Raw genomic sequence first — 26,993 nt, forward strand, 5'->3', positions numbered from 1 at the left:
TTGCCGCTCCGCTGGCAAAGGGCTTTTCGCGTTGAATGAGGTTCATTATGGAAGCTAGCAAGATCTTTTCCCGCCTTATAGGATGACAGACGCAGGCTTTCCTACCAAGCCAGTATCTGCCCCGCTGGCAGGAAATCCGGCGGCGGTGTTTCCCATAAAAGTCAGTCCGTCGTAAAACCGGCCACCTAACTCGGATAAAATGACAATGTGTCACAGAAAAACCGCCTTTTTCGGGCTGGTACGCTGCTTGTAATTGGTCGGGAGCGAGTAAATCGCAGCTTTAACCAGACACCCCCAACACATACATACAACCAATCCAATGGGAAAAATAATCGGTATTGACCTCGGCACCACCAACTCGTGCGTGGCCGTTATGGAAGGCAACGAGCCGGTGGTGATTCCGAATAGCGAAGGCCGCCGCACGACTCCGTCGATTGTGGCGTTCCTCGACAACGGTAAAGGCGAGCGGAAAGTCGGTGACCCGGCTAAGCGTCAGGCCATTACCAATCCCCAGAACACGCTCCAGTCGATTAAGCGCTTCATGGGCCGCGGCTTCTCGGAAGTAACCGAAGAGTCGAAGCACATTTCGTACAAGCTGGTGAGCGGTTCCAACAACACGGTAGCCGTCCAAATCGGCGACCGGCAGTACACGCCGCAGGAAATTTCGGCGATGGTACTGCAGAAAATGAAGCAGACTGCCGAAGAATACTTGGGCCAGACGGTAACCGAAGCCGTTATTACGGTTCCGGCTTACTTCAACGACGCCCAGCGCCAGGCTACCAAAGAAGCCGGTGCCATTGCCGGCCTCGACGTGAAGCGCATCATCAACGAGCCCACGGCCGCTGCCCTAGCCTACGGCCTCGATAAAAAGCATAAAGACCAGAAGATTGCCGTGTACGACCTTGGCGGTGGCACCTTCGACATCTCGATTCTGGAGCTCGGCGACGGTGTATTCGAAGTACTGAGCACCAATGGTGACACCCACCTCGGCGGCGACGACTTCGACCAGGTTATCATCAACTTCCTGGCCGACCAGTTCAGCAGCGAAAACGAAGGCCTCGACCTGCGCAAAGACCCGATGGCCCTCCAGCGCCTGAAGGAAGCCGCCGAGAAAGCCAAAGTGGAGCTATCCAGCTCGTCGGAGACGGAAATCAATCTGCCCTACGTAACGGCTACCGCTTCGGGCCCCAAGCACTTGGTGGTGAAGCTGAGCCGCGCCAAGTTTGAGCAGCTCGCCGATTCGCTGGTGCGCCGCTCGATGGAGCCTTGCAAAAAGGCTCTGCAAGACGCCGGTTTGAGCACTTCCGACATCGACGAGGTAATCCTGGTAGGTGGTTCGACCCGCATTCCCCGCATTCAGGAGGAAGTAGAGAAGTTCTTCGGCAAGAAGCCTTCGAAAGGTGTAAACCCCGACGAAGTAGTAGCTATCGGCGCAGCCATCCAAGGCGGCGTACTGACCGGCGAAGTGAAGGACGTGCTGCTGCTCGACGTAACCCCGCTGAGCCTTGGTATAGAAACCATGGGCGGCGTGATGACCAAGCTCATCGAGAGCAATACCACGATTCCAACTAAAAAGTCGGAAACCTTCTCCACCGCTTCTGATTCGCAGCCTTCGGTTGAAATCCACGTGTTGCAGGGCGAGCGGCCATTGGCTTCGCAGAACCGCACCATCGGCCGTTTCCACCTCGACTCGATTCCACCAGCACCCCGCGGCGTTCCGCAGATCGAAGTAACCTTCGACATTGACGCCAACGGTATCCTGCACGTATCGGCCAAGGATAAAGGCACGGGCAAAGAGCAGAAAATCCGCATCGAAGCCTCTTCGGGCCTCACCGATGCCGACATCGAGCGGATGCGCCAGGAAGCTGCCGCCAACGCCGATGCCGACAAAGCCGAAACCGAGCGTATCGTGAAGGTAAACGCTGCCGACTCGATGATTTTCCAGACGGAAAAGCAGCTGAAAGAGTACGGTGACAAACTGAGCGCCGGCAACAAGACGGCCGTAGAAAATGCCCTTGCCGACCTGAAAAAGGCCCACGAGAGCAAAGACCTCGCGCAGATTGACACCGCCATGGAGGCTATCAACGCCGCCTGGCAGGCCGCTTCGCAGGAAATGTACGCTCAGGGTGGCGAAGGTCAGCCCCAGGGCTACCCCGGCGGTGGCGAAGGCCAAGCCCCGGGTGGCAATGGCCAGCAAGGCCAGCCGCACGACAACGTGACGGACGTAGACTACGAAGAAGTAGACGGCAGCGCCAAGTAATTGTCGCAGCAAAACGCATAGAAAAGGCCGGAAGCATATTGCTTCCGGCCTTTTTGCTTTACACCGCGGCCGATTTCAACCTACTGCTGACGAGCTGGGAAAGGCGGTCATTCTGGTTCAGCCTAGCTCGGCCATTCGCCGAATATCGTCAGACTTGTATACTTTCGCCGAATATCTGAGTGGGCCGGCCGTAGCACAGCCAGCCGCGTGCTTTTTCTTACGTATGGCAACTTTCATCCTTATTGGTGCTGGTATTGGGGGCCTCACCACGGCCCAGGCACTGCTGCGGCAAGGCCACACAGTGCACGTACACGAAGCCGCGCCGGAGCTGCGCGAGGTGGGCGCCGGCGTGGTGCTAGGCGCCAATGCTATGCGGGCCCTGGCCCGGCTGGGCCTGCAAGAAACAGTACAAACTCAGGGTACGCCCATCACGCAGATTTCTCTCTGCGACGGGCAGGGAAACTTGCTGCAAGCAGCCGACCCGGCGTTTTTCGCCCGGCAGGTAGGCTACGACAATCTGGGCATTCACCGGGCCGCGCTGCAACAGGTGCTGTTGGCAGGTTTGCCCGCGGGCACCGTCCGGCTCGGTTCCCGCTTCGAACGTTTTGAGACAATGGCGGATGGAGTAACCGTCTATTTTACCGACGGCACGCAGGCTACCGCCGACGCCCTTATTGCCGCTGATGGGCTGCATTCGCAGGTGCGCCGCCAACTCCTGCCCGAGTCTTTGCCCCGGTACGCGGGCTACACCTGCTGGCGGGCCGTGCTCGATGCCAGCGTCCTGCAGCTGCCGGTCGGCGACTCGTTTGAGTTCTGGGGTAGCGGCGGGCGGCGCTTCGGGTACGTGCCAGTGGGCCGGGGCCGCGTGTATTGGTTTGCCTGCCTCAACAGCCCCGAGTCCCGTAACACGCATTTACAAAGCTTCCGAGTAGCCGATTTACAGCGCACTTTCGCCGATTTCCCTGCTCCCATTCCCGCGCTGCTTGAGCTAACTCAGGATCAGAGCCTGCTTTGGAACGACATTCTGGACTTGCCACCGCTGAAGCAACTGGCCTACGGCCGTGTACTGCTGCTCGGCGACGCGGGCCATGCCACTACGCCCAACATGGGCCAGGGGGCCGGCCAGGCCGTGGAGGATGCTGCAGTGCTGGCCGAGTGCGTAGCCGCTGAAGCTGATCTAACTGCCGCATTCCGCGCCTTTGAGCAACGGCGCCTGCCCCGCACCACCCGCATCGTTACTACATCATGGCAGCTGGGCAAGATGGCACAGCTGGAAAACCCATTACTTATTGCCCTGCGCAACACGGGTATGCGGCTGCTGCCCAAGGCCATTAGTCAGCGGCAAATGGCGTGGCTCTACGAGCTATAAAGCCAGGGCCAAGGCTACGTGGTCAGCTCTTTCTTGGGCTCAGGCTTGGTGGCTTCTTCTTCTTCCTCCTCGTCTTCTTCCTCAAACCCTTCCTGAATCTTTTCTTCGGCTTCCTGGAAATCCTCCACGTCGGCCTGCTCGCAGTTTTCCTCCTGTTCTGCCTTATCCTGGGGCTCGTAGCTAAGCTTCAGATAGATGGGAAAATGGTCGGAGCCTACGTAGGGCATACGGTGCATTTCGTCCACCTTAAAGTCGGGCGACACGAAGACGTGGTCAAGGGGCCAGCGCAGCAGCAAGTGGTCGGCATGGAAGGTGGGCAGCAGGCCGCGGCCCACGCGCGGGTCGAGCAGGCCGCTGATGCGCCGGAACAGCTCGGAAGTATGGGACCAGGCCACGTCGTTCATGTCGCCGAATACAATGGTGGGCTCCTCTTTACGGTCAATTTCCTTGCCCACCAGCAGCAACTCTGCGTCGCGCTTCGTACTGGTTTTGGACTCGGCCGGGGCCGGAGGCTTGGGGTGTAGGCCGTAAATGCGCACCCAGGTTTGGCCATCGGCCAGCTGTACACGGCCGTGCAGGGAAGGCACATCATCATCAAGCAGATACTTAATTTCGCACTTATCCAGGGGCAGGCGCGAGAAAAACAGCAGGCCGTAGGTATTGTCGAGCGGCTCGTGGCAGGTGTAGGGGTGGGTTTCTTCCAGGGGCTTCAGCTGCTCATACCACCACTGGTCCGTCTCGACAGCCATAATCAGATCGGGGTCTACTTCCTGGAGTGCGGCCAGTGCTTTGGCGCCCTGCTTGTTGTATTGCAGTACGTTCATTACGGCCAGGCTCAGGTGACGCTTGCCGTCGGCGCGGGTACTATCGCCAATCTGCTTGCTGGCCACGGGCGTGTAGGGCACGATACGAAACGCCTGATAAACGACAGCCACGCCCAAAGCCCCCATCAGCCCCAGACCCCAATAGCCGGGCAGCTCTTGCCAGCCCAGTGCCAACGCCCCACCGATAGTCAGCAAGGCAATAGCTACGATCTGCAGGCGGGGGAAGTCGAAAATGCGGATCCACCAAGCTGTTTCACGTAGCAGCGGCAGCAGCGTGGCTACCAGCGTGGCCACAGCCAGCAGCAGCGTGAGTCCGTGGGCAATTAGGATCCAAAGAGGGGCGTCGAAGTCGGGCACTGTGTTGAAGGTATGAAGGTATGAGGGCGGGAAGTGGCGAGGGAAACGCTTTACTGGCGCAGGCCGCGCAGAGTGACGGCAAACTCACCAACTCACTATTTCACTATCTCACCTATTCGTCGCTGAAGCCGCCTTTCCGGAGCTCTTCAATAGTGCGCATCACTTTGTCTTTGAGCGAAGTACGGTACTTTTCCAATACATCGGCCAGGCGGGCGTTGCTCAGGGCCAGCATCTGAGTGGCCAGTACGGCGGCATTGGCAGCCCCGTCGATGGCCACGGTAGCCACGGGCACGCCGGCCGGCATTTGCAGCATGGAGAGCACCGAGTCGAGGCCGCGAATGGAGGTAGTGGAGTTGATGGGCACCCCAATTACGGGCAGTGTGGTGAACGAGGCCAGCATACCCGGCAGGTGGGCCGCGCCGCCCCCACCGGCAATAATGACGCGCATGCCGCGTTTGCGGGCCGTTTCGCCGTACTCGATGAGGCGGTAGGGCGTGCGGTGCGGCGACACCAGCGTAATTTCGTGGGGCACACCGAACTGGCGCAGCAGCTCGGCCGCGGCACTCATTATTTTCAGGTCGGACTGGCTACCCATCACAATGCCCACCAGGGGCGTGTCACGGTAATCGTCGGCGGCCGGAGCCGCGGGGGAAGCAGTAGTCATGCAAATAGGAAGAAAAAAAGGCGGGCGGATTGCCTTACGTGCGCTTGTACGCGGTAGCAGCGCCGTGGTTCAGTTTCCAAACATACCATTTTAACCTGTTTGCTGATACTCAATCCCTCGTACCTTTACCCGCCTTCCACTTCCCTGCTCCGGTACATGGAAATACTACTTGCGACCTTTACCACCCTGTTTTCCGTTGTCAATCCCTTCGGAGCCATGCCCGTGTTCCTGACGCTGACCGAGGACGACTCGCCCGGTCACCGGGCCCAGATCGGGCTGCGGGCCTGCCTGTATATGGTCGCCATTCTGTCGGTATCGTTTTTCGCGGGGCAATACGTGCTCAACTTCTTCGGCATCAATATTCACCATCTGCGCATTGCGGGGGGTATTCTGCTGATGCGCTCGGCCTTCGATTTGCTTACGCCGGGCGGCAACCGGGCCAAGGTATCGGACGCGACGCTGGAGGAAAGCATGCACAAGGAAGATATTTCGTTTACGCCCCTGGCTATGCCCATGCTGTCGGGGCCGGGCTCCATGGCCGTCTGCATCGGCCTGTTTACCAAGAAGCTCACGTACCTGGATATGGGCCTGATTTTCTTCGGTTTTGTACTGGTAGCCCTGGCCGCGTATATCATCCTGATGTCGTCGCTCCGGCTCACGCGCTTTCTGGGCCGGCCCGGCATGGCCGCCCTGGCCCGCATCATGGGCTTTCTGACGCTGGCCATCGGCGTTAATTTCCTGGCGACGGCCATTAAAGCCCTGTTTCAGGAGTAGCAGAACGTCGTAACAGAGCGGTGTGGTAGAACGTCTTAATAGAAAGCCACAACAGCACGCGTCATGTCTCGCTCTGTTCGACATGACGCGTGCTGACGTTGCAGTGCTATATGATTACCATTGCACGCGAAATTTCTCGGCTTCGCTCGGCATGACGTCTACTACGCCCTCTACTTTCCTCAAGCCTTTATTCCACCTCCGCTATGGCCGCTTTTGATACCACCGAACACTCGCACCGCCGCTTCAATCCCCTCACCGGCGAATGGATTCTGGTGTCGCCGCACCGCTCTAAACGCCCCTGGCAGGGCCAGCAGGAAGAGCCCGAAGCCGATGAGCGCCCGGCCTACGACCCGACCTGCTACCTCTGCCCCGGCAACACCCGCGCCAACGGCGCTGTGAACCCCAGCTACGACAGCACCTTCGTATTCGACAACGACTTTGCCGCCCTGCAGGCCGATGTGCCTACGGGCTCGGTGAACGTGGGCGGACTGCTGCGGGCCGAGGCCGAATCGGGGGTGGCCCGCGTTATCTGCTTTTCGCCCCGCCACGACCTGACGCTGCCCGAAATGGAGCCGGCTGCCATCCGCCGCGTGGTGGATGTGTGGACCGAGCAATACCAGGAATTGGGGGCCCGCAAGGATATCAACTATGTGCAGATTTTCGAGAACAAGGGCTTTATGATGGGCTGCTCGAATCCCCACCCCCACGGCCAGATCTGGGCCCAGCGCACCGTACCCGCCGACCCGGCCAAGGAAACCGTGCAGCAGCAGGCCTACTTCGAGGAGCACGGCTGCAGCCTGCTGCTCGACTACCTGGCCCTGGAGCTCAGGGAGCAAACCCGGGTGGTGTACCAGAACGAGCATTTCGTGACGCTGGTACCCTTCTGGGCCGTGTGGCCCTTCGAAACGATGGTACTGCCCCGCCGCCACGTTTCGTCCATCGAGCAGTTGACCGACGTCGAAAAGGACAGCTTTGCCCAGGCTCTGCGCGACATTACCATCCGCTACGACAACCTATTCCAGATTTCCTTCCCCTACTCAGCCGGCCTGCACCAGCGCCCTACCGACGGTCAAGAGCACACAAGCTGGCATCTGCATATGCACTTCTATCCGCCGCTGCTGCGCTCGGCCTCAGTGCGCAAATTCATGGTGGGCTATGAAATGCTGGCCAACCCCCAGCGCGACATCACGCCCGAGTGGGCCGCCGAGCGACTCCGCGGCCTGCCCACGGTGCACTACAAGCAGGCGGCTACTGCGTAGTATGACCCCGCCTTTTTACCAGAAAGCCCTTTATCGAACCAACGATAAAGGGCTTTTGCACATTGATAAAACCTGTGGTGGAATAAGTGAGGAAGGTTCTTCGCTGCACTTCGTTCTGCTCAGGATGACAGACGAAATAAACCCTGCTCGCAAGCATTGCTGAGCGGCAGGCCGTAACTTGCGCCCGATTTCCGGCCTTTGCGCCCTCTTCCTATGCTGAAAAACGACCTCCTGCTCCGCGCCGCCCGTGGCGAAGAAACCGAACGAACCCCCGTATGGCTGATGCGCCAGGCGGGCCGAATCCTGCCCGAGTACCGCGCCCTGCGCGGCCGGCTCAGCGGCTTCAAGGAGCTGGTTGAAACGCCGGAGCTGGCGGCCGAAGTCACGATTCAGCCTATAGATGCGCTGGATGTGGATGCGGCCATCATCTTCTCCGACATCCTGGTAGTGCCCGAAGCCATGGGCCTTACCTACGAAATGATAGAAGCCAAAGGCCCGCTGTTTCCCGAAACCATTAAGTCGGCGCAGGATGTGGCCCGCATGCGCATCGCCGACCCTGAGGAGCACTTGGGCTACGTACTCGAAGCCATTCGCGTGACCAAGCGCGCGTTGAACGGCCGGGTACCACTCATCGGCTTTGCCGGCGCGCCCTGGACGATTCTGGCCTACATGGTGGAGGGCCACGGCTCCAAGACCTTCAGCAAGGCCCGGCGCATGCTGTACACCAACCCCGAGCTGGCCCACGAGCTGCTCGACAAGATTACCCGTACCACCATTGCCTACCTGCAGGCCCAAGTAGAAGCCGGCGCCAACCTGGTGCAGGTATTCGACTCCTGGGCCGGTATTCTGCCCCCCGACCACTACCGTGAATTCTCGGCCCGCTACATTGCCGCTATCTGCGACGCCATGCCGGCCGGCGTGCCCGTCACGGTGTTTGCCAAAGGCGCGTGGTTTGCCGTCTCCGACTTCGCCCACTTCAACTGCCGCACCATCGGCCTCGACTGGAACGAAGACCCGCGCCTGGTGCGGGCGGCCATCGGCACGGGCAAAACTCTGCAGGGCAACCTCGACCCCTGCGCCCTCTACGGCACCCGGGAGCAGGTGCAGCAGGCCACCATCGAGATGCTGCGCCGCTTCGGCCCCCATGGCCACATTGCCAACCTCGGCCACGGCGTCTACCCCGATACCGACCCGGATAACGTGCGCGTGTTCGTGAATACGGTAAAGGAATTCAGCACCCTGGCGCGGGAAGGCAAGATTTAAAGCGTCAGCCTGCGCCTGTCATTGCGCGGTATTACTTCTGTCATTGCGAGCAACGCGAAGCAATCCGTCCTCTGCGCAGGTCGTCTCGTTCTTTTATTACAAAGCCCTCAACCGTAAGCATCGATTGAGGGCTTTTCACATTAGACAACTCGGCACGTTTCAGAGGACGGATTGCTTCGGCTACGCCTCGCAATGACACGTCTTTACGCTCCTACCCCACCACCAGCCCCGATTCCTGTGCTTCTTCGAGCAGGCGCTGCTTTTCGATTGGCACCACGCCTACCTGCTCGCACACCAGCCCGCCGCCGAGGTTGGCCAGCGCGGCCATTACCGGCGGCGCCAGGCCCAGGGCCACGCACAGGGCGGCAATGCTAATAACGGTGTCGCCTGCACCCGAGACATCGGAAATCATGCGCAGGTGGGCCGGAATGTAGCTACGCCCGCTCTGCTCCGACTCGCTGAAGACGCCGCGCTCCGAGAGGGTGACGAGCACGATTTCGGGCTGCAGCACTTCGCGCAGGCGCTGCACGGCGGCTTCAAATTCGGGCTGGTCGGCGGCGGTGTCGCCGAATTCCAGCTTGAGGCCCTCGCGCAGCTCTTTCAGATTGGGCTTGAACAGGGTGCAGTGCTGGTAGGCCAGGAAGTTCTTTTTCTTGGGGTCGACGACGGTGGGAATGCCGCGCTGCCGGGCCAGGTCAATGAAGTAGGCTATGCTGCCTGCGCTGAGCACGCCTTTATCGTAGTCCTCAAATATGACCACGTCGGCCTGGTCGATGAGGCTTTCGTAGCGCTGCTGCAGCAGACGGGCTTCGTCGGCGTTTAGGTCGGTTTCCACCTCCGAGTCGATGCGCAGCAGGTGCTGCCCGGCGGCCAGAATGCGCTGCTTCACGGTCGTGGGCCGAAACGCGCTACGGACGATGCCGGCGGCCGACAGCTCCTTGTCGCGCAGCAGCTCCAGCAGCTGGTCGCCGCCAGTGTCTTCACCGATAACGGCGCACAGCAGCGGCGTGGCGCCCAGGGCCTGCACGTTCAGGGCCACGTTGGCGGCCCCGCCCAGGCGCTGTTCGGTGCGGCTCACATTCACCACCGGCACCGGCGCTTCGGGCGAAATCCGCGCAACCTTGCCCCAGACGTAGGCATCCATCATCACGTCGCCCACGATGAGCACGGTCAGGCGGTTGAAGGCAGCAAATATGGCGGGCAGAGTGGTCAGGGCAGTAGCAGTCGACATCAGGGCGTTTCAAAGGGAAGCCGCAAAGGTAAACAGGCGCGGCGGAATGGGCAGATAGCTGGGCAGCATGTCTTTTCGGCTGTCATCCTGAGCCCTGCGAAGTACCTTCCTCACCTACCCCACTGAAGGCTTTGCCAATGTAAAAAGCCCTTTCCCGTCGCAACGAGAAAAGGCTTTGTGGTAAAAGGCTGTGTCGTACTGCGCAGAGGACGGATTGCTTCGCGTTGCTCGCAATGACATATTTGGTTATCCCAGCTTTTCCAGGCACGCTTTGATGCGAGTGAAGGCCTCGCGCAGCTTTTCATCGGAGGCGGCGGTGCTGAAGCGGATGCAGTTAGGCGCGCCAAAGGCCTCGCCCGTCACGGCAGCTACGTGGCCCTCGTTGAGCATGTATAGGGCCAGATCGGTGGCAGTGCTGATGCGCGAGCCATCGGGTGCGGTGCGGCCGAAGTAGGCGCTGACGTCGGGGAAGATGTAGAAGGCGCCGCTGGGCGTGGGCGTTTTGAAGCCCGGAATTTCCTGCACCTGGGTTAGCACCATGTCGCGGCGGCGGCGGTAAGCTTCCACCATCGTATCGGCCGAGGTGCGGCCGCCCTGCAACGCGGCCAGGGCCGCGCGCTGGGCTACCGAGCAGGTGCCGGAGGTAATCTGGCTCTGCATTTTCTCGCAGGCGGCGGCAATTTCGCGGGTGGCGGCCAGGTAGCCCACGCGCCAGCCCGTCATGGCGTAGCCCTTCGAGAAGCCATTGACGGTGATGACCCGGTCTTTGATATCGCCGAACTGGGCCAGGCTGACGTGCTCCCCTACAAAATTAATGTACTCGTAAATCTCGTCGGCCAGCACGTGAATGCGTGGGTGGCGGGCCACTACCTCGGCAATGCCGCTCAGCTCCTGGCGCGTAAACACCGAGCCGGTGGGGTTGCAGGGCGAGGAGTACATGATGAGCTTGGTGCGGGGCGTAATGGCCGCTTCCAGCTGCGCGGCCGTTACTTTGTAATCGTTTTCGAGGGTACCCAGCAGCGTCACGGTTACGCCCTCGGCCAGGCGTACCATTTCCTCGTAGCTCACCCAATAGGGGGCAAACACGATAACCTCGTCGCCGGGATTTACCAAACTCATCACGGCGTTGGCCAGCGCCTGCTTGGCCCCGGTGCTTACCACAATGTTTTCGGGCTTGTAGGCCAGCTGGTTTTCGCGCTGCAATTTATCGGCAATGGCCTGGCGCAGATCGGGGTAGCCGGGCACGGGCGTGTACTTGGTGTAGCCCGCATCCATGGCTTTCTTGGCCGCCTCCCGGATGTATTCGGGCGTTTCGAAGTCCGGCTCGCCGAAGCTCAGATTAATCACATCAATGCCCTGGGCCATCAGCTCGCGGGCTTTTTTGGCCATGGCAATCGTCTGGGACTCCTGCAAGGCACTGATGCGGTCGGATAAAATGGAAGGAGCAAGCACGGCGGCGGAATTAAGCATACAAAACAGGTTGGGGGTGGGAGGCGCAAAAGTAGGGATTTGCGAGTGGATTGGCCGGAGGTGAGGCGCGTGCGACAGGTCTATGAAATGGTACAGAACGTCCTTCCAAGCGAAGCCGAGGAATCTCGCGTGCAATGGCATTCGTCTTCCATTGCGGTAAAGATGCTTCGCTAAGCAGCCGCTAGATCAAGCATAGCCGTCTTTTTATGTTGTTCTTTTTCCAACAAACTCAGCCAGCGAGATTCCTCGCCTTCGCTCGGAAGGACGTTCTTTTCAGCCTCTCCGCTCGGAAAGAGCCCGCATCAAAACCCAAACAATTCTGAGCAAACAATTTAAATTGTTTGCTCAGAATTGTTTGGGTTTTGATGCTCCTTTACCCCTGCCGGCCCAGTTCGCGCAGGCAGCGTAGCACGATGCTGACATCCGTGGAGGGCTCATAGTCTTTGGCGTAGAGCAGCTCGAGGCGGCGGCGGGTGGCTTCGGGCAGGGAAGTGTTGGCGTGGGCAGCATCGGCGGGCGAGAGAATAGCACGGGCGGTGCGGCGCGGGGCCACGGCGTGGCGCAGGCCCACCCAGGTGCAGCGGCCGCTGAGCACGCGCAGGCAGTTGCGCAGAAAGCCGGCTTTTTCCTTTTGCAGCCAGATAAGCAGCGGCGCACTTAGCAGCAGGGCCAGGCTCAGCAGCACGTCGAGCAGGCGCTTGTTGCGGGCGTGCTGGGGCTGGTAGAGGTTCAGGGCAATATCGAGGGCGTAGTAGTCGCCGGGGGCGTCTTTCGAGGAGCTGCCGATAATGTACTCACTGTCTTCGGGCAGAATCTTGTAGGCCACCGGCGGCTGCTGGGGCAGCTCCACCATGAGGGCAATAATCTGACTGGCCGACAGGTCTTTGCCGCAGAAAATCAGCTCATCCAGCGCGTAAATGCGGATAATATCGTCGAGCTGCCGCACCTCGCCCAAAGAGTCTTCGGTAGGGGTATGAGGGTATGAGGGTATGGGGGCATGAGGGTCGGGCGCGACTACATCGGGCGTGACGTAGCCGATGATACGGGCCTGCACGGCGGCCGTTTCCAGGAGTTGGCGCACCCGGCGGCTTTCGGTAGCCGAGCCCACGATGGCCACGTTTTTCTGCCGCCGCTCGTTGAGGCGCAGGTCGCGGTAGCGGTAGAAATGCAGCGCCAGCCGCCGCCCCACCATGGCCGCAATGCTCCAGACCCCGCCCAAGATGATGAGGGCTTTGGAAAAGCGGTAGGCGTCGAGGAAGTTGGAAAAGGCCGAAATAAGCACCGTGCCCAGAAAAATACCCCGCACGATGCGCCCGGTTTTGGGAGGCTGGTCGTAGGCCCCGCTGAAGTAGGCCGACGTAAGCCAGACCACGATGTAGGCGGGCACGGCCACGAGCATAAACTCGGGCGGGTAGTCGGTGCGGACGTACTTGTGGTTTTGCTCCCAGTAGTTTTTCAGGAAGTACATGCCCGCGTAAATCAGGCCCGCATCGAGCAGCACGGGTGCGGCCTGTACCAGCAGGCGCTGGGCCACGGCCAGCCCGGCCCGCAACCAGATGGCCAGGTTTATCAGCAACGAAAACGTGCCGGCGCGCTGGGGGGCAAAGTGCTTGCGGGCAAAAATGACCATAGCCCGGTAGAACACGAACACGTAGTTGACGCTCGTGCGCTTAGTACTTTCGCCCTTGTAGTGAATGATGCGGGTGCCGGGGAAATAGTAGTTTTTCCAGCCGCCCTGGGTGAGGCGGTACGAGAGGTCAATGTCCTCGCCGTACATGAAGTAGTCTTCGTCGAGCAGCCCGACTTGGTCGAGGGCGGTGCGGCGCATCAGCATAAAGGCACCGCTGAGCACCTCTATTTCGTGGGTTTCGTCTTTATCGAGGTAGCCGAGGTGGTAGCGGCCAAAGGTGCGCGACTTCGGAAACAAACTGGCCAGCCCGAAAATCTTGTAGAAGGCCACCGCCGGCGTGGGCAGTCCCCGCTTGCTTTCGGGCAGAAACTTACCCTGGCCGTCGAGCATTTTCACGCCCAGTCCGCCCCCGTCGGGGTAGGCATCCATGAAGTCGCAGCAGGCCCGGAAGGTGTCTTCCTCCACCACCGTATCAGGGTTAAGGAGCAGAATATACTCGCCCTGGGCCACGCGCATCGCCTGGTTGTTGGCCTTGCTGAAGCCTGGATTATCCTTATTCTCAATCAAAATGACCTCCGGGAAGCGCGCCCGCACCATGGCCACTGAACCGTCGACGGAGTTGTTGTCGACGACGAATACCTCGGCCGGCGCGCCCAGCTTTTCCACCGCCCGCCGCACCGACAACAGGGCCTGCTCCAGAAAATAGCAGACGTTGTAATTGACGATAACGACGGAAAGCTTCACGGAATGCACGAGGGGCGGCGGGTTCGGGGCGGCGAAAGTTACGCAGGAAACGTGTATCCCGGCTTTTTAACCCAGGGTGGCCAGCCTAAACCGCACCGAGCCAGCGGCTTTGCCCCACCAGTGGCGCCATTGGTCCCTACAATACGGGTATGTATCCACCGGGCATGCTATTCTACCATTATTCCGGTAGGCTTGTAGGGCAACAACGACTTACCCCTTCCTCTATCCTCTTCGCCTTTAAACCATTACCACCATGTCAAACGCTGCATACTCCATCACCTCATCCAAAACCCTGAGCGTGGCCAGCCCCTTTGGCCTGCTGAATTCCTTTTACCCCCAGCCCGCAACCCTGACGCCCGCCGAATACACGGGCGAAGAGCTGTTTCGCGGCCTGTTCTTTTTCGAAGGCCAGGTAGCCGCCCAAATTCCCTCGTTCGATGCGTATCGGGCGCTGCGGCACAGCCTCACCACCGAGCACCCCGAGCGGCTGGCCCGGCACACCGCCACGCTCAACGCCCTGGTGCAGACTGTGCGCAGCAACTGTCCTACTTACTTCGCCGAGCTGAAGCAGGCTATTCAGTCGGGCAGCAAGGAGCGTATCAAGGTGGCGTTGCGCCAGGGCACGGCCCTGAGCGAGGCTGCGGCTCTGGCCACACTGACCACGCCGGAAGCCCGGCAGGCGTTTCTGGCGCGGCGGCACGTAATCCAGACCCTGAACCTGGGCCAGTACAACTTCAAGCGCGAAAAGGACATTCGGCGTTTTCAGGATGACATCCGGCAGGCGCTGCGCGAGGCGGGCTACCGCGCGGGCGTGGCCCAGGATGCGCCGGTGGTTATTACCGAGAGTGTACATGCTTGGCTCGATCAGCTGGCCGACCCGTCGAGCATTTGCCAAAAACAGGCCGCCAAGCTGATAGAGGAACTGGCCGGCAGCCTGCACTACATCGGCGCGGCCGCCTGATAACCGCCAAAAAAAGAGGAAGGCCCACCGGGAGCCTTCCTCTTCGCCTGAGCCGCAAAGGCCGCAGTTTATTGCTTCACCTGCCGGGTGCGCTCCACGATGGAGCGGCCCAGCGTGATTTCGTCGGCATATTCCAACTCGCCGCCCATCGGAATGCCGCGGGCAATGGTACTGATGTTGACGTCGGGAAACTCGCGCAGCTTGCGCGACAGGAAAAAGGCCGTGGTGTCGCCTTCCATCGTGGGGCTAATGGCCAAGATGATTTCCTTGATTTCCGACTCAGGAATGCGGGTCAGCAGCGTGTCGATGTGCAGGTCGGAGGGGCCGATGCCCTCAATGGGCGAAATCACGCCGCCCAGTACGTGGTACACACCCTGGTACTGGCCCGTGTTTTCGATGGCAATTACGTCGCGGATATCCGACACGACGCACACCATCGAATGGTCGCGCAGCTTATTGGCGCAGATGCCGCACTCCTCGGTGTCGGAGATATTGTGGCAGGTCTGGCAATAGGTTATTTCGAAGCGCATCTTGGCCAGGGCCTCGGCTAGGGAGCTGGTGGCCTCGGTTTCGGCCTTGAGCAGGTGCAGCGTGAGGCGCAGCGCCGTTTTGCGCCCGATACCGGGCAGCTTGGCCAACTCACCTACCGCGTTTTCTATCAGTTTGGAAGGAAACTCCATTAAATATTAATGTGGTTGAATGTGGGTAATGTGCTGAATGTGGGTAATGTAATGGGAGTGTACTGATAGAATGTTGACGACAGGCTATCCAAACTTTGGGCTATTCGGATAGCATATTCGTCACATTTTTCACATTCACCACATTTCTCACATTTCCTACAACACGTCGGCCGAAATGCCCCGGTCGTGGATGGCGGTGCACATGTCGGCCAGCTCCTCATAGGCCCCGTGCTTCACGGTGCACTGGCCCTTATGATGAATCAGCAGGGTGCATTGCTCGGCCTGTTCCGGCTCGTGGCCGCACACGTCGATAAGCGTCCGGATTACGTGCTCGAAGGTATTAACGTCGTCGTTGTACACGATTAGGTCGCGCACGTCGATAGTTTCCTCCAGCAGCAGTACGTCCTCGTCGTAGTCGATTTGTGGTTTGGTGGTCATGGCACAAAAGTACGGAAAAACGGGTAAAAAAGCGCGTTTACCGAGCTTCATCGGCTTAGTATAACCCACTTACGGCCAGAATCGTTTCCCGGCTCCGGGGTATTCTGAAGCGGGCGGCGCAAGGGCAGACGGACGGCGGCCAGCGGGCCGGAATCATTCGGGGCGGGCGGTGGAGTTCTTCATAAATCCGGCGTAATTTCCAGCCTTGAACCTTCCTCCCATTTCCCTTTTTATGCTCCACCTCCCTTCGCGTCTGGCTCTCTTGGTTGGGCTGGCGCTGGTACTGCAGCTGCCAGCTCAGGCTCAGCAGAAGCAGCTTACCATGGAAGACGCCTTCCTCAACCGCGCCCTGCAACCTCAGAACCTGCGGCAGCTCACCTGGCTGCCGGGCTCTAACGACGAATTCGCCTACGTGCGCGCCACCAACGGCCAGGATGAGCTGGTGCGCGGCACAGCCGGCACCGATAAGCTCACCCCCGCCGTCCCGCTGACTCAGCTCAGCACCGCCCTGAAAGCCGCCGGGGCCGACGAAGCCAAGAGCTTCCCGGCCGTGCAGTGGCTGAATGCTACCACGCTGCTGGTGACGAGCAAAAACCAGGTGTACCGCTACGATGTGGCCTCGGGCCAGGCGGCTAAAGTGGTGAGCTACGCCACTGAGGCCGACAACGTGGAGCTGGACCCCACTAAAACCCGCGTGGCCTACACCAAGGCCCAGAACCTCTACATTTCCCTGGCGGGCCGCGAAAACGAGGCCGTGACCCAGGAAACCAACCCGGCCATCGTGAACGGGCAGGCGGCGCACCGCTCGGAATTCGGTATCACGAAAGGCACGTTCTGGAGCCCCCAGGGCCGAAAGCTGGCCTTCTACCGCATGGACCAGACGATGGTAACCGACTACCCCATCGTGACGGTGCTGCCCACCCCGGCCCAGGCCACCCCGATAAAGTACCCGATGGCCGGCGACAAAAGCCACGAGGTAACAGTGGGCGTGTATGACGTGGATGCGCGCAAAACCGTGTTTCTGCAAACCGGGGAGCCCCGGGAGCAATACCTGACCAACATCAGCTGGAGCCCCGACGAGAAGTTCATCTACGTAGCCGTGCTGAACCGGGCTCAGAACGTCATGCAACTCAAGCAGTACGACGCCGCCTCGGGCGCTTTCGTCAAGACGCTGTTTGAGGAGAAAGACGACAAGTACGTGGAGCCCCAGCACCCGCTGCAGTTCGTGCCCGGCCACTCCGATCAGTTTGTCTGGCAGAGTCAGCGCGACGGATATAACCACCTCTACCTCTACTCCACCAGCGGCAAGCTGCTGCGCCAGCTCACCAAGGGCAATTTTGTGGTAACCGACGTGCTGGGTTTCGACCCGAAAGGCAAGGAGGCTGTTTTCACGGCTACGGCCGAAAACGGGCTGGAGCGTCAGATTCAGGCGGTAAGTATGAGCGGCAAAATCCGGCGCATCTCGCAGGGTGCGGGCACGCACACCGGCACGCTCAGCCCCTCGGGCAAATACGTACTCGATAACTTCAGCAGCAGCACCACGCCCCGCTTCATCCGCACGCTGAGCGTGGCCGACGGCAAAGCCGGGCCGGCGCTATTTACGGCCCCCAACCCGCTGGAAGGCTACGCCCTGGGCCAGACCAAGCTGGTAACCGTACCCGCCGCCGACGGCCAGACCACGCTGAACGCCCGCGTGATTACGCCGCCCAACTTCGATCCCGCCAAGAAATACCCCACCGTGGTATACCTCTACGGCGGCCCGCACGTGCAGCTGGTAACCAACAGCTGGCTCAGCGGCTCCAACCTCTGGATGCAGCTGATGGCCCAGAAAGGCTACGTGGTATTTTCCATCGACTCGCGGGGCTCCGGCAACCGGGGCCGGGCATTTGAGCAGGCCACCTTCCGGCAGTTGGGCACCGCCGAAATGCAGGACCAGCTCAAGGGTGTGGAGTACCTCAAAAGCCTGCCCTACGTGGATGCGGCGCGGCTGGGAATCCACGGCTGGAGCTTCGGCGGCTTCATGACGACTACGATGATGACGCGCAGCCCCGGCACGTTCAAGGTGGGCATCGGCGGCGGCCCGGTTATCGACTGGCGGATGTACGAGGTGATGTACACGGAGCGCTACATGGACACGCCCCAGGAAAATCCCGAAGGCTACAAAACCGCGAATCTGCTCAACTACGCCGACAAACTGCAGGGTAAGCTGCTGCTCATTCACGGCACCGTGGATGATGTGGTGGTGTGGCAGCACAGCCTCGATTACCTCAAAAAGGCCATCGACCAGGGCATCCAGCTCGACTACTTCGTGTATCCGGGCCACCCGCACAACGTGGCCGGCAAAGACCGGGTACACCTCTACAACAAGATTACCCAGTACTTCGACGAGCATCTGTAAGCCGCTTTGTGGCTAATCTGCCTCTATTCCTGCCATTCCCACCTCCTTGTTCCGCCTCATGAAGTCTTTGCTATTCGCGGCCGGCGGCCTGTTGCTGCTGTTACTGGGGCCGCCCTCTTTCTGCCAGGCCCAGACGACGATGCCACAACCCGACACGGTACGCATCCGGCACATCAGTCCCGTTTCGGGCGACATGGTGGAAGTGGCCATCGACTCGGTGGCATTTATCAAGGCCGTAGCCATCAACGAGGTGTTGTTCAAAAACTTCAGCGGGCAGGCGTTTTTCGGGCTGGGTTTTGCGGCGGCGCAGTACGATGGGCTGAACAACCTGCTACGGGCGTCCGAATATCCCGAGGTGTCGGAAAACCAGCTCAGCTACGGCGGTGGCGGCAGCTTCCGCTTCAAGCGCTTCGTGCTGGGTATGGAAGGCGTGGTGTATGAAACCAAGCGCGAAACCGCCGACCGCAAAACGGCCCTTAGCTCGTCCAACGTCAACAATTACCTGGGCTACGCCTGGTTCAACCGGGCCGCTACTACCTGCTTCATGCCCACCGTGGGCCTCACCTACGGCTCGGCCGATATCACCCTGACCGACAAAACCCAGAACACCGGCACTACGGCCATCGGTGTGCTCACCGGCCCTGCCTACTCGCGCACCCTGCACTACCGCAGCACCGGCCTGGCTTTGGGCGCGCACTACGAGTTCTACCCCTTCGATGCCGTGGTGCTCAAGCGCTGCGTTATCGGGCTGCACCTCACCTACACCGCCCGCCTGGGCCAGGGCCGCTACTATGCCGACGACTTCAAGCAGAAAGTCTCCGGCCCGGCCCTGAACCCGCTGCTATTCTCGGCCCGTGGGGTGGTCGGCTTCGTGTTTTGAAGCCGATTTAGGAGTGTTATTTACCCTGTCATCCTGAGCAAAGCAAAGGACCTTCCTCGCCTGCCTCACCACGGCTTTTGCCATTGTAAAAAAGCCCTTTCCCGCGCAGACAGGAAAGGGCTTTTACACATCTAATCAGACTTGTCACTCAGGGGAAAAAGGTCCTTCGTTCCGCTTCGCTATACTCGGAATGACAGATAAAGAAAGATAATAGGCGAAATTTCTACTGCTTGATCTGCCGGTTTATGGTTTCGTCGGTAATCTTGTCGTCGTTCATCAGCAGCAGGGCTTTGCTCAGGATAATGGACAGCACCGCGTCGCCTTCGAAGGGCAGGAACACGTCGGTGGCGCCCGGGGCTTTGGTCGAGCGGTCGGGCACGATGCACAGGTACTGGTCGTTGGGCTCCATCAGGATGTTGCCGCTGCCCAAGTGAATCTTGTAGGTGCGCAGCTGGCCGCGCACCACCAGAAACCTGTCTTTTATTTCGCTCACCTTCCCTATTTTCATGCGGGGCACCAGCCGTTCCAGGGCCAATTTGCGGTTTTTGGCCACTTCGCCCAGTTCCCCGAAGCTGTAGCTTTCCCAATAGTTGCGGTAGGCGGGCAGGCCGCCGTTGTCGCGCCACTGCGGGTCGTTGCCCACGCTGCCCACGCCCACAAACAGGTCCACGTCGCGCATCACCTCCGAGAAAACCAGCGGCGGCACTTCCGGCAGCGGCACCGCCCCGTGGCCATTCACGAAGCGGACCTGGTCGGTGCTGATGTAATTCCAGATGCCGGTGGGGTTCATGGCGTCGTCGGCATTCACCTCGCTCACCCAAAACTGCGCCTCCAAGCCGTGGGCGGGCAGTTCCAGGGTGGCCGAGTCGGTTTCGTAGCCTTTGTCGTAGGCGCCCATGAGGCGGTAGCGCCAGCCCCGCAGCTTGGTGAGGGAGTTGAACTGGTGCTGCCGCAGCACGTGGGCGGCCATGCGGTTGGAGTACGTGCCGGTGCGCTCCTCGGGCGGTGTGAGCAGGTACAGTTCCCGGAAGGCCTGCTTCAGCGGCTGTCGGCGCTGCTCGTCTTCCAGCAGCTTGCGCCAGGCCAGCACTTCGTCGGCTGAAGCCAGCACCGGGTGCCAGAGCTGTACCCGCGCCTCGTCGGTCGGCGCGGGCATAGGCTGCCCCTGGGCATCACGCCAGGCGTCGCGCAGCCAGAGTGCGTCGGTATGAGAACCGCCGGGGTGGTGAAAGCGCCAGATGAGCTGGCGGGTGAGGTAGCTCAGCAGCCCGTGCTCGAAGTAGTACTGCCAGAACCACGGCAGCGGCAAGTGGCGGCCTTCGATAAAACTACGGTCGAGCCGCTCGCGCTGGGCGGTCAGGCTTTGCTGCACCTGGGTTTGGGTGCTTTTTAGCTCTTTCAGCTCGGCGGCGTGGGTTTTCTTCAGGGCTGCCGGCACCGATTTCAGCGCCTTGCCGTCTTTCGACCAGTGCAGCTCCGCTTTGCCATCGGCCAGTTCCAGCACGGCTTGGTAGTCGCCGCAGGTTAGCTCCAGGCGGCCACCTATGAGCCCGAAACCCGGCACGGCCATGTCCTCAATTTCGGCGGGCGTAACGCCCAGCGCCACCGAGGCTTTTTCGATGTGGTTACCAATCAGGGCCTGGGTGCTGGTTTGCTTCACCTTCTGGCGCAGGCGTGAAAGGTGCGAAATGCCCGGCAGCCCGGCCTGGGCCAGCGCCACCACGCAGGCATTGCCCAGGCTGGGCGCCACCGGCCCCTGCCCTGGTACCTTACGGTAGCTCTTCAGGGCCAGCTCGGCCAATGACGCCAGCATAGCCGGCGTGAGCAACGATGTACTCGTCCAGACCAGGCCCTTAGCTGTGTTCAGGTTGGAGTGCGTGAGCAGGTAGGAGTTGAAATAAGCATTGGGCTCGCCGTCGTGGGAGTAGCTTTTGACGGGCAGCTGGGAGAGGCCGTGCAGCCAGGCCCCATACTGCGCGGCCACCGCTGCCTCGCCAATAGCGGCAATGGCGGCCACCGCCTCCTTTTTGAACTTGGCCGTGGGCTGCGACCCGCTGGTTTTATGCCAGAGCTGCAACAACTGCAGCCAGAGCCGGGCCGTAACGGGGTTCAGCTCGGCCACAAACTCGTTCAGCGCCTGCCCGAAAGCATCATCGTTGGAAAAAACTACCGTGGGCAAGGCTTCCTGGTCGCTTTGCCCCAGCAGGTCCTGAATTTTTATCCGCACTTTCACCAGCGGGCCGTAGGAGGACTGCTCGTCCAGCTTGGCCAGCAGCGCCTTCAGGTAGGCGGTCAGTTCCTCGTTTAGCGGCTGCTTTTTGGCTTGCTTTTCCAGCTGCGTCAGGGCCGGTACCACGGGATAGGTATAGAGCGAGGCAACAACGGTATCGGGTGTAGCCTGCTGGCCCAGGTTGAACAGCTCCAGCAGCCGCACGAACCCTGCGTTGCTGAGCTCGATGGTGGAACGCAGCAGCACTTTGAGCAGGGCATCGAGCAGGTGCCGGGCTTTGCTGTCGTGCGAGAGGCCGGGCTGGGCCTCGGCTGCCGCCAGCACCAGCCGGCCCTTGTAGGCGGCATCCTGGCTTTTGACTTGCTGGTAGGCGGTCAGCTCCGATAAGGTCAGCTCCCAGTAGTAGCCGTTTTGGGCCTCAAACTCGGTGAGCAACTGCAGCAGAACGGGTTGCATTTCCAGGGCCTCGGCGCTGGTACTCTGCATTTTGGCAATATACGTTGCACTCTTGGTAGCCATAGCAAGAATCGGAGGGAGAAAATAGCGCGGCCCGGGGCCAGGGCTGTAGAACGGCCGGAAGGTAGCCCGCCTCAGCCGCCCACCAGCGGCGTGAGCTTGATAAAGCTGGCCGTGGCCCCGCTGCCGAGCCATACTTCCTCTTCCAGGCTATCCACCTGCCGGTCGTTGACCAGCACGAAGTAGCTGTTCTGCAGAAATCCTTCCAGGGCCTTATATAGTTGGATTTCGGTGTCAATAGGCTTTGCTTTGTGCAGCAGCCGAAAGCCGTTCAGCACCCGCTCCGACTCGGTGGGCTGCACCAGGCCCTGGAAGATGTCCTGCTGCCGGCTATTGTAGGCCGCTACTTCCTGGTACACGCGCTGGGCAATCAGCTCCCGCACGGTGAGCATTTCCTGGGCAATTTCCAGCTCCAGACGGTTGAGGATGCCGCCCGCGACAGTTTCATCCTGAATGGTGAGTAAGGCCATATGAAGAAGATAGTAGGTGACGAAATAAGGAGCCGGCTTAGCAAGACTAAACCCATTAGCCGAGGCAATGTACTAAAAAAGTTAGTAAACGCAATTCCGTAGCACCCGTTTTTCCCCGGGGGCGTATTGTCCTGATAGTCTTTTGTTCCAACCTGCGCTCCTGCCCCCATGCCCGTTCCCTCCGCCGAGTTCAAAAAAGCCCTCAAACGCCTGCCCGATGCCGACAAGGAAAAGCTGCTGCTCCGGGCCGTGCGCCGCGACGCGGAGCTCTACGAAACCTTCGTTTTTGAGCTGCTGCCCGACGTAACGGTGGAGCAGGTGTATGAGCAGACGTCGGACCGGATTCACGAGCTCTTTAACGTAGCCGTGACGGGTCGTCTGCTCAACCGCAGTCTGAACAAGGCCCTGGGCAAAGCCGTGAAGGAAACGGCCCGCGCCCGGCGCATTACCAAGGATAAGCGCCTGGAAATTGACCTGAACCTGTACGCGCTGCGCCTGATATTCGACAACTACACCGGCCAGTTCGATTCGCCCTACAACGGCTTCTACGTGAGTACGGCCCGCCTCACGGCCCGCACCGCCCAGCTGGTTCTCACGGCCCTGCATGAAGACCTGTGGCTGGAATATAAGTCTGAGCTCGACGACTTTCTGGGCCAGCTGCACGGCCGCAGCAAAAGCCGCAACCTGCGCTTCGAACTGCCCCGGGAGCTGGTTGTACCCGACTAGCACCCGCGGCTACCCAGGCCGGAATTATACAAAACCAAGGGCGGGCTGGATATATGCTATTTAAGCCCATGATGCTGTACAGGGAGAGAAACTATTGGATAGTTTTGTTGATTGGGCCGGACTGCCCGGTCCCATGATTCTATCTTTTCCCTCTTTTCTCTCTGTTATGCAGACATCATTTACACGTATTCTGGCGGGTGCCGCTTTGCTGCTAACGACTAGCTGTGCTGGCAGCTACACGGCCATTCGCCCGAGCACCATTACCAGTTATTCTTCGACTACGGCTCCCAACAGCCCGGTGGAATTCAGCTACCAGTACGGGGCCTTATCCCTGCACGGCGGCAACAAGAAGTACCTGAAAAAGGAGCGCAAGCGCGGCTACCAGACCGTGGCGGTCAGCATTAAGAACAACACGGACGCGGAGCTGAACTTTTCCCGCGACCTGGAGCTGTACTTCGGCGACCGGCCCGTGGCGCCCGTACCGGCCCTGCAGGCGGCCAACGATATGAAACAGGGCGTGGCCATCTATCTGCTTTATCTGCTGCTGAATTTTCAGGTGGGCGGCACGGTGACTACCAACCAGTATACCGGCCAGCAAACCACCACGGGCGGCACGTTCATTCCTACGGGCCCCTTCATTGCGGGCGGCAACATGCTGGGAGCCAGCGGCGCCAACAAGAATATGCGCCTGGAGCTGGTGAAGCACGATTTGACCAACAAAGTGCTGCGGCCCGGCGAAACCGTGTACGGCATCATCAGCTTGCGGGAAGTGAATGTGGCCCCGCTGCACCTAGTGCTGCGCAATAGCGCCGCCACTACCCGCCCGGCCAGCCCCATGCCCGCTACCGAGCCCGGCGCCCCGGCCCAGTCGCTGCCCGCGGGCGGTGGTCAGCGCTAAACCGTCTTTGGTCGTTCCGGAAAAGCCCAAAAGCTCCCGTTGCCGTGTGCGACGGGAGCTTTTTTTATGAGCTGCCTTGCGCCGGGCCTGCCGGCCAGTAGGCTGTTTTCCAACGGGCAGTGACTAATTAAGCCTTTCTTGTGCAAAATATAGCCTTCATACCTGTGCTCCGTCTGCTCTCCGCCACCGTATTGCTCAGCGGCCTCATTGGCTGCTCCGACGCACCCTCCAACCGCGCTGCTCCCGCTACCACTACGGCGGCTCCCGATACCGCTGCTATTCGGGCTGCCGCCCGGGAGTTTCGGGTGCATTACAACACGCCCATCAACCTCGACAGCACCGACTATTACCTGCTGCCCATTTCGGTGGTAGCGCAGGAAGGCGAAGGTCGGGGCGGAAAAAGCGGCTCGTTTTCCAGCTATGAATCGGACGAAAGCTCCAGCTCCAGCTTCGCGGTGGGCACCTGCTACAACCTGATTTTCCTACAGAAATCAACCCGGCAGGAATATCCATTGCTGCCTCACGGCCGGTTCGTTATTACAGAACTAGATATCGAGAAGAAGCCCGACGTGCGCTGGCCCTTTCTGTTTTATTCCATTATCAAGGCCGATACCAATACCGACGGCCGGCAGGGTGACGATGATGCCAGTGCCCTGTTCGTATCCGACCGGAGCGGCCGGCAGCTGCGCCAGCTCACGCCCGACGGCACTCGGTTTCAAACCCGCCTACTGCTGCCCAAAACCAGCCTGATGCTGGTGGAAGTGCAGCCCGATACCGACCACAACCGCCGCTATACCTACGCCGATGGCTCCTACTGGCTCCGCTTCGACCTGCGCGACCTGAACGCGCCGCCCGTGCGCCAGCCCGCTCCGGCTCTTACCAAAGCGTTGCAGCAGCAGATGCTGACCCGCCAGAGCCGGGCACCGCAGTAAACAGAATAAAAAAAGCCCGCCACATTGCTGTGACGGGCTTTTCATACTCAGCAGTACGAAGCCGTACCGCGCCGGATTATTGCTTGGCAATAACGTTGAAGCTCAGGGTGAAGTCGTTGTCAATGGCTTTGTCGCCAATGCTTTCAAAGAACGATTTCGAGCCGTATTTGATGTCGAACTGGGTACGGTCGATGGTAGCGGTGCCGGAAGCGGCGGCCACACCGTTTTTCACGCCGATTTTAGCGGGGAACGTAATTGGCTTGGTGATGCCCTTGATGGTCAGGTTGCCGGTGATGGTGGCATTGTTGGCATCAGCCGCGGCACCTTTGATAGTCGTAATCTTGGTGATTTTGAACGTCGCGGTGGGGTTCTTCTCGATGCTGAAGAAGTCGTCGGAACGCAGGTGGCCTACCAGTTTGCCGTTGGTGTCGGCATCGGTGATGTCGGTTACCTTCAGCGAGGTCATGTCCACGAGGAACGTGCCGCCGGTGATTTTGTCACCGTTTACGGTTACGTCGCCGCTCTTAAACTGCATAGTGCCGCTATGCTGGCCCGTTACTTTTTTGCCTACCCAACCGAGGGTGCTGAGCTGCGGCTGCACTTTGTACACCGTAGCCGCCTTAGTGCTGGTAGCTACCTTAGGAGCCGAAGGATCTTTGGCTACGGCCGGAGCAGCCATGATAGAAGCAACGAACAGAGCGGAAAGAGCGAATTTTTTCATGACTGAAATGAAGTGAAGAAAAAGCAAAAGGGATTGACTGAGAAACGTCAGTCGCGGATTTTATCAAGTAAAGTATTGAGCTGCACAGCCTCTTCGGCCGTCAGGTTCTGCAGGCCGTTTTCCCGCTTCATCACGCCCTCATCCATGCGCTGCAGCAGATCCAGGCCGGCATCGGTGATGCGGATATCCACGGCCCGGCGGTTGCTGGGGCACACGGTGCGCGTCACCAGGCTTTTGGCCTCCAGCTTGTCCACGATACGCGAGGCGTTGCTGGTTTTGTCGAGCATGCGCTCAATGAGCAAGTTGACGGTGGCCGGCTTGGGATGCTGCCCCCGCAGGATGCGCAGAATGTTGAACTGGGGCAGCGTAATATCGAACTCCCGAAACGCGGCCTGTTGCTGCTGCTGCAGCCAGCCCGCCGTGTACACCAGGTTGATATACCCTTTCTGGTAGTCGCTCTGGAATACGGGCTGCTTGATTTCGTCTTCGATTTTCATGTAGTGCATTCAGCGGGGGCTGGATTACGTTGCAAATATATGTACATACATTTAATGTCGCAACACAGTTCCCAAATTTCTTTTTTCTTCCTCCTGGGGTTGGACAGAACCGAATCAGGGCAAACGCGTAAGTTCAGCCTGTCAACCAAACTCCGCGCCATGAATCGCCACCTGCTCCCCGCCCTGCTGTTACTGGCCTTGTCGGCCCCGCTTAGCGCTGCCGCCCAAGGTACGCCCGCTCGCCCAGCCGGAGCCGTAGAAACCGGCAGCAACGACCAGTTTCTGATGCGCGACGGCGAGGTAGTGCTGCGCCAGGGCTCGGCTACCAAGCCTCTAACCAAGAACGTGGCCCTGCCCAACGGCACGAAAGTAAACTATAAGAGCGGTATTGTGGAGCTGCCCGGGGGCAAGAAGACCACGCTGAAGGAAGGCGACTACGTAACGATGAAGGGCGACATCGTATTTGCCACGCCCGGCAGCGCCGCCGCTTCGGCCGGCACCGCCCCCCCGGCTGGTGGGCAATACGAGCAGTACGTGGACCGTAACTCGCCGCCGACTACGGCCGATATGGAAACCCGCCTGAGCAGCCTCAACAGCCGCATCACGCTCATGGCCCAGAAAATTCAGTTGCTCAACGACAAGATAAGCCTGCTTAGCAGCGGCACCCAGCGCCCCACCGACACGAGCCAGCTCGACCAGCAGATCAAGGCGCTGGACGCTCAGTTGCAGCAGGTAAAGTAGGATTTCGTTCTGTATCGGCTACTGCTTGTAGTATCAACAAAAAAGCGCCACCCATTGCGG

Annotated in this window: 23 protein-coding genes; 12 read left to right on the plus strand and 11 right to left on the minus strand. The window is 59.9% G+C overall.

Annotated features, from left to right (window positions below):
* The first annotated feature begins 319 nt into the window (after window positions 1–319).
* Together dnaK and LGH74_RS09780 are read left to right on the plus strand one after the other, a co-directional pair.
* Window positions 320–2,260 (plus strand): molecular chaperone DnaK, encoded by a 1,941-nt coding sequence (dnaK, locus tag LGH74_RS09775; RefSeq protein WP_226175153.1) that lies wholly within the window; start codon window positions 320–322, stop codon window positions 2,258–2,260.
* Between the two features lie 223 nt (window positions 2,261–2,483).
* Window positions 2,484–3,629 carry an FAD-dependent monooxygenase gene (locus tag LGH74_RS09780; RefSeq protein WP_226175155.1) on the plus strand — a complete coding sequence of 382 codons (1,146 nt, stop codon included), beginning with the start codon at window positions 2,484–2,486 and terminating at the stop codon, window positions 3,627–3,629.
* A gap of 14 nt (window positions 3,630–3,643) precedes the next feature.
* On the opposite strand, the gene LGH74_RS09785 is transcribed toward LGH74_RS09780, so the two are convergent.
* Window positions 3,644–4,810 carry an endonuclease/exonuclease/phosphatase family protein gene (locus LGH74_RS09785; protein ID WP_226175157.1) on the minus strand — a complete coding sequence of 389 codons (1,167 nt, stop codon included), beginning with the start codon at window positions 4,808–4,810 and terminating at the stop codon, window positions 3,644–3,646.
* A 112-nt stretch (window positions 4,811–4,922) separates the two neighbouring features.
* A complete protein-coding gene (gene purE, locus LGH74_RS09790) occupies window positions 4,923–5,474 on the minus strand; it encodes a 5-(carboxyamino)imidazole ribonucleotide mutase (RefSeq protein ID WP_226175159.1) in 552 nt (183 codons plus the stop codon).
* Window positions 5,475–5,630: 156 nt separating this feature from the next.
* Between purE and LGH74_RS09795 the strand changes: the two genes are divergently transcribed.
* The 3 genes from LGH74_RS09795 (at window position 5,631) to hemE (ending at window position 8,770) form a co-directional block, all read left to right on the plus strand.
* Window positions 5,631–6,248 carry a MarC family protein gene (locus tag LGH74_RS09795; protein ID WP_226175161.1) on the plus strand — a complete coding sequence of 206 codons (618 nt, stop codon included), beginning with the start codon at window positions 5,631–5,633 and terminating at the stop codon, window positions 6,246–6,248.
* A gap of 203 nt (window positions 6,249–6,451) precedes the next feature.
* On the plus strand, window positions 6,452–7,507 hold the full coding sequence (locus LGH74_RS09800) for a UDP-glucose--hexose-1-phosphate uridylyltransferase (RefSeq protein ID WP_226175163.1): 1,056 nt from the start codon (window positions 6,452–6,454) through the stop codon (window positions 7,505–7,507).
* A gap of 213 nt (window positions 7,508–7,720) precedes the next feature.
* Window positions 7,721–8,770 (plus strand): uroporphyrinogen decarboxylase, encoded by a 1,050-nt coding sequence (gene hemE / locus LGH74_RS09805; RefSeq protein WP_226175165.1) that lies wholly within the window; start codon window positions 7,721–7,723, stop codon window positions 8,768–8,770.
* A gap of 211 nt (window positions 8,771–8,981) precedes the next feature.
* On the opposite strand, the gene LGH74_RS09810 is transcribed toward hemE, so the two are convergent.
* From LGH74_RS09810 to LGH74_RS09820, 3 genes are all read right to left on the minus strand, one after another.
* Entirely contained in the window at window positions 8,982–10,001 is a 1,020-nt protein-coding gene (locus LGH74_RS09810; RefSeq protein ID WP_226175167.1) for a bifunctional heptose 7-phosphate kinase/heptose 1-phosphate adenyltransferase, read from the minus strand.
* 246 nt (window positions 10,002–10,247) lie between these two features.
* Window positions 10,248–11,471 (minus strand): pyridoxal phosphate-dependent aminotransferase, encoded by a 1,224-nt coding sequence (locus LGH74_RS09815; protein ID WP_226175169.1) that lies wholly within the window; start codon window positions 11,469–11,471, stop codon window positions 10,248–10,250.
* Between the two features lie 373 nt (window positions 11,472–11,844).
* Window positions 11,845–13,845 (minus strand): glycosyltransferase, encoded by a 2,001-nt coding sequence (locus LGH74_RS09820; RefSeq protein WP_226175171.1) that lies wholly within the window; start codon window positions 13,843–13,845, stop codon window positions 11,845–11,847.
* Window positions 13,846–14,098: 253 nt separating this feature from the next.
* On the opposite strand from LGH74_RS09820, the gene LGH74_RS09825 reads away from it, so the two are divergent.
* Window positions 14,099–14,806 (plus strand): sporulation delaying protein family toxin, encoded by a 708-nt coding sequence (locus LGH74_RS09825; RefSeq protein ID WP_226175173.1) that lies wholly within the window; start codon window positions 14,099–14,101, stop codon window positions 14,804–14,806.
* A 68-nt stretch (window positions 14,807–14,874) separates the two neighbouring features.
* On the opposite strand, the gene recR is transcribed toward LGH74_RS09825, so the two are convergent.
* Together recR and LGH74_RS09835 are read right to left on the minus strand one after the other, a co-directional pair.
* Complete coding sequence (gene recR, locus LGH74_RS09830; protein WP_226175175.1) at window positions 14,875–15,486, minus strand: recombination mediator RecR; 612 nt, start codon at window positions 15,484–15,486, stop codon at window positions 14,875–14,877.
* Window positions 15,487–15,642: 156 nt separating this feature from the next.
* Window positions 15,643–15,924: an ATP-dependent Clp protease adaptor ClpS gene (locus tag LGH74_RS09835; protein WP_100334938.1), complete on the minus strand. Its 282-nt coding sequence runs from the start codon at window positions 15,922–15,924 to the stop codon at window positions 15,643–15,645.
* Window positions 15,925–16,156: 232 nt separating this feature from the next.
* Here LGH74_RS09835 and LGH74_RS09840 point away from each other — a divergent pair, with 232 nt between their 5' ends.
* Both LGH74_RS09840 and LGH74_RS09845 read left to right on the plus strand, forming a co-directional pair.
* Entirely contained in the window at window positions 16,157–18,322 is a 2,166-nt protein-coding gene (locus LGH74_RS09840; protein WP_226175177.1) for a S9 family peptidase, read from the plus strand.
* 58 nt (window positions 18,323–18,380) lie between these two features.
* Window positions 18,381–19,202 (plus strand): hypothetical protein, encoded by an 822-nt coding sequence (locus tag LGH74_RS09845; RefSeq protein WP_226175179.1) that lies wholly within the window; start codon window positions 18,381–18,383, stop codon window positions 19,200–19,202.
* A gap of 223 nt (window positions 19,203–19,425) precedes the next feature.
* On the opposite strand, the gene LGH74_RS09850 is transcribed toward LGH74_RS09845, so the two are convergent.
* A complete protein-coding gene (locus tag LGH74_RS09850; RefSeq protein WP_226175181.1) occupies window positions 19,426–21,951 on the minus strand; it encodes a DUF4132 domain-containing protein in 2,526 nt (841 codons plus the stop codon).
* 71 nt (window positions 21,952–22,022) lie between these two features.
* Entirely contained in the window at window positions 22,023–22,418 is a 396-nt protein-coding gene (locus tag LGH74_RS09855) for a hypothetical protein (RefSeq protein ID WP_226175183.1), read from the minus strand.
* 168 nt (window positions 22,419–22,586) lie between these two features.
* Here LGH74_RS09855 and LGH74_RS09860 point away from each other — a divergent pair, with 168 nt between their 5' ends.
* The 3 genes from LGH74_RS09860 (at window position 22,587) to LGH74_RS09870 (ending at window position 24,974) form a co-directional block, all read left to right on the plus strand.
* Complete coding sequence (locus tag LGH74_RS09860; RefSeq protein ID WP_226175185.1) at window positions 22,587–23,144, plus strand: hypothetical protein; 558 nt, start codon at window positions 22,587–22,589, stop codon at window positions 23,142–23,144.
* A gap of 166 nt (window positions 23,145–23,310) precedes the next feature.
* The gene (locus LGH74_RS09865) at window positions 23,311–24,042 is read left to right on the plus strand and encodes a hypothetical protein (RefSeq protein ID WP_226175187.1); all 732 of its coding nucleotides are present in this window, start codon (window positions 23,311–23,313) and stop codon (window positions 24,040–24,042) included.
* Window positions 24,043–24,206: 164 nt separating this feature from the next.
* Entirely contained in the window at window positions 24,207–24,974 is a 768-nt protein-coding gene (locus LGH74_RS09870; protein ID WP_226175189.1) for a hypothetical protein, read from the plus strand.
* A gap of 76 nt (window positions 24,975–25,050) precedes the next feature.
* Here LGH74_RS09870 and LGH74_RS09875 read toward each other — a convergent pair whose 3' ends face one another.
* Both LGH74_RS09875 and LGH74_RS09880 read right to left on the minus strand, forming a co-directional pair.
* On the minus strand, window positions 25,051–25,695 hold the full coding sequence (locus tag LGH74_RS09875) for a YceI family protein (protein WP_226175191.1): 645 nt from the start codon (window positions 25,693–25,695) through the stop codon (window positions 25,051–25,053).
* Between the two features lie 47 nt (window positions 25,696–25,742).
* The gene (locus LGH74_RS09880; protein WP_226175193.1) at window positions 25,743–26,192 is read right to left on the minus strand and encodes a MarR family winged helix-turn-helix transcriptional regulator; all 450 of its coding nucleotides are present in this window, start codon (window positions 26,190–26,192) and stop codon (window positions 25,743–25,745) included.
* 159 nt (window positions 26,193–26,351) lie between these two features.
* Here LGH74_RS09880 and LGH74_RS09885 point away from each other — a divergent pair, with 159 nt between their 5' ends.
* Complete coding sequence (locus LGH74_RS09885) at window positions 26,352–26,933, plus strand: DUF6799 domain-containing protein (RefSeq protein WP_226175195.1); 582 nt, start codon at window positions 26,352–26,354, stop codon at window positions 26,931–26,933.
* Window positions 26,934–26,993 lie beyond the last annotated feature (60 nt).

Origin of the sequence: Hymenobacter lucidus, assembly GCF_020447265.1 — a bacterium.
Lineage (GTDB): Bacteria > Bacteroidota > Bacteroidia > Cytophagales > Hymenobacteraceae > Hymenobacter > Hymenobacter lucidus.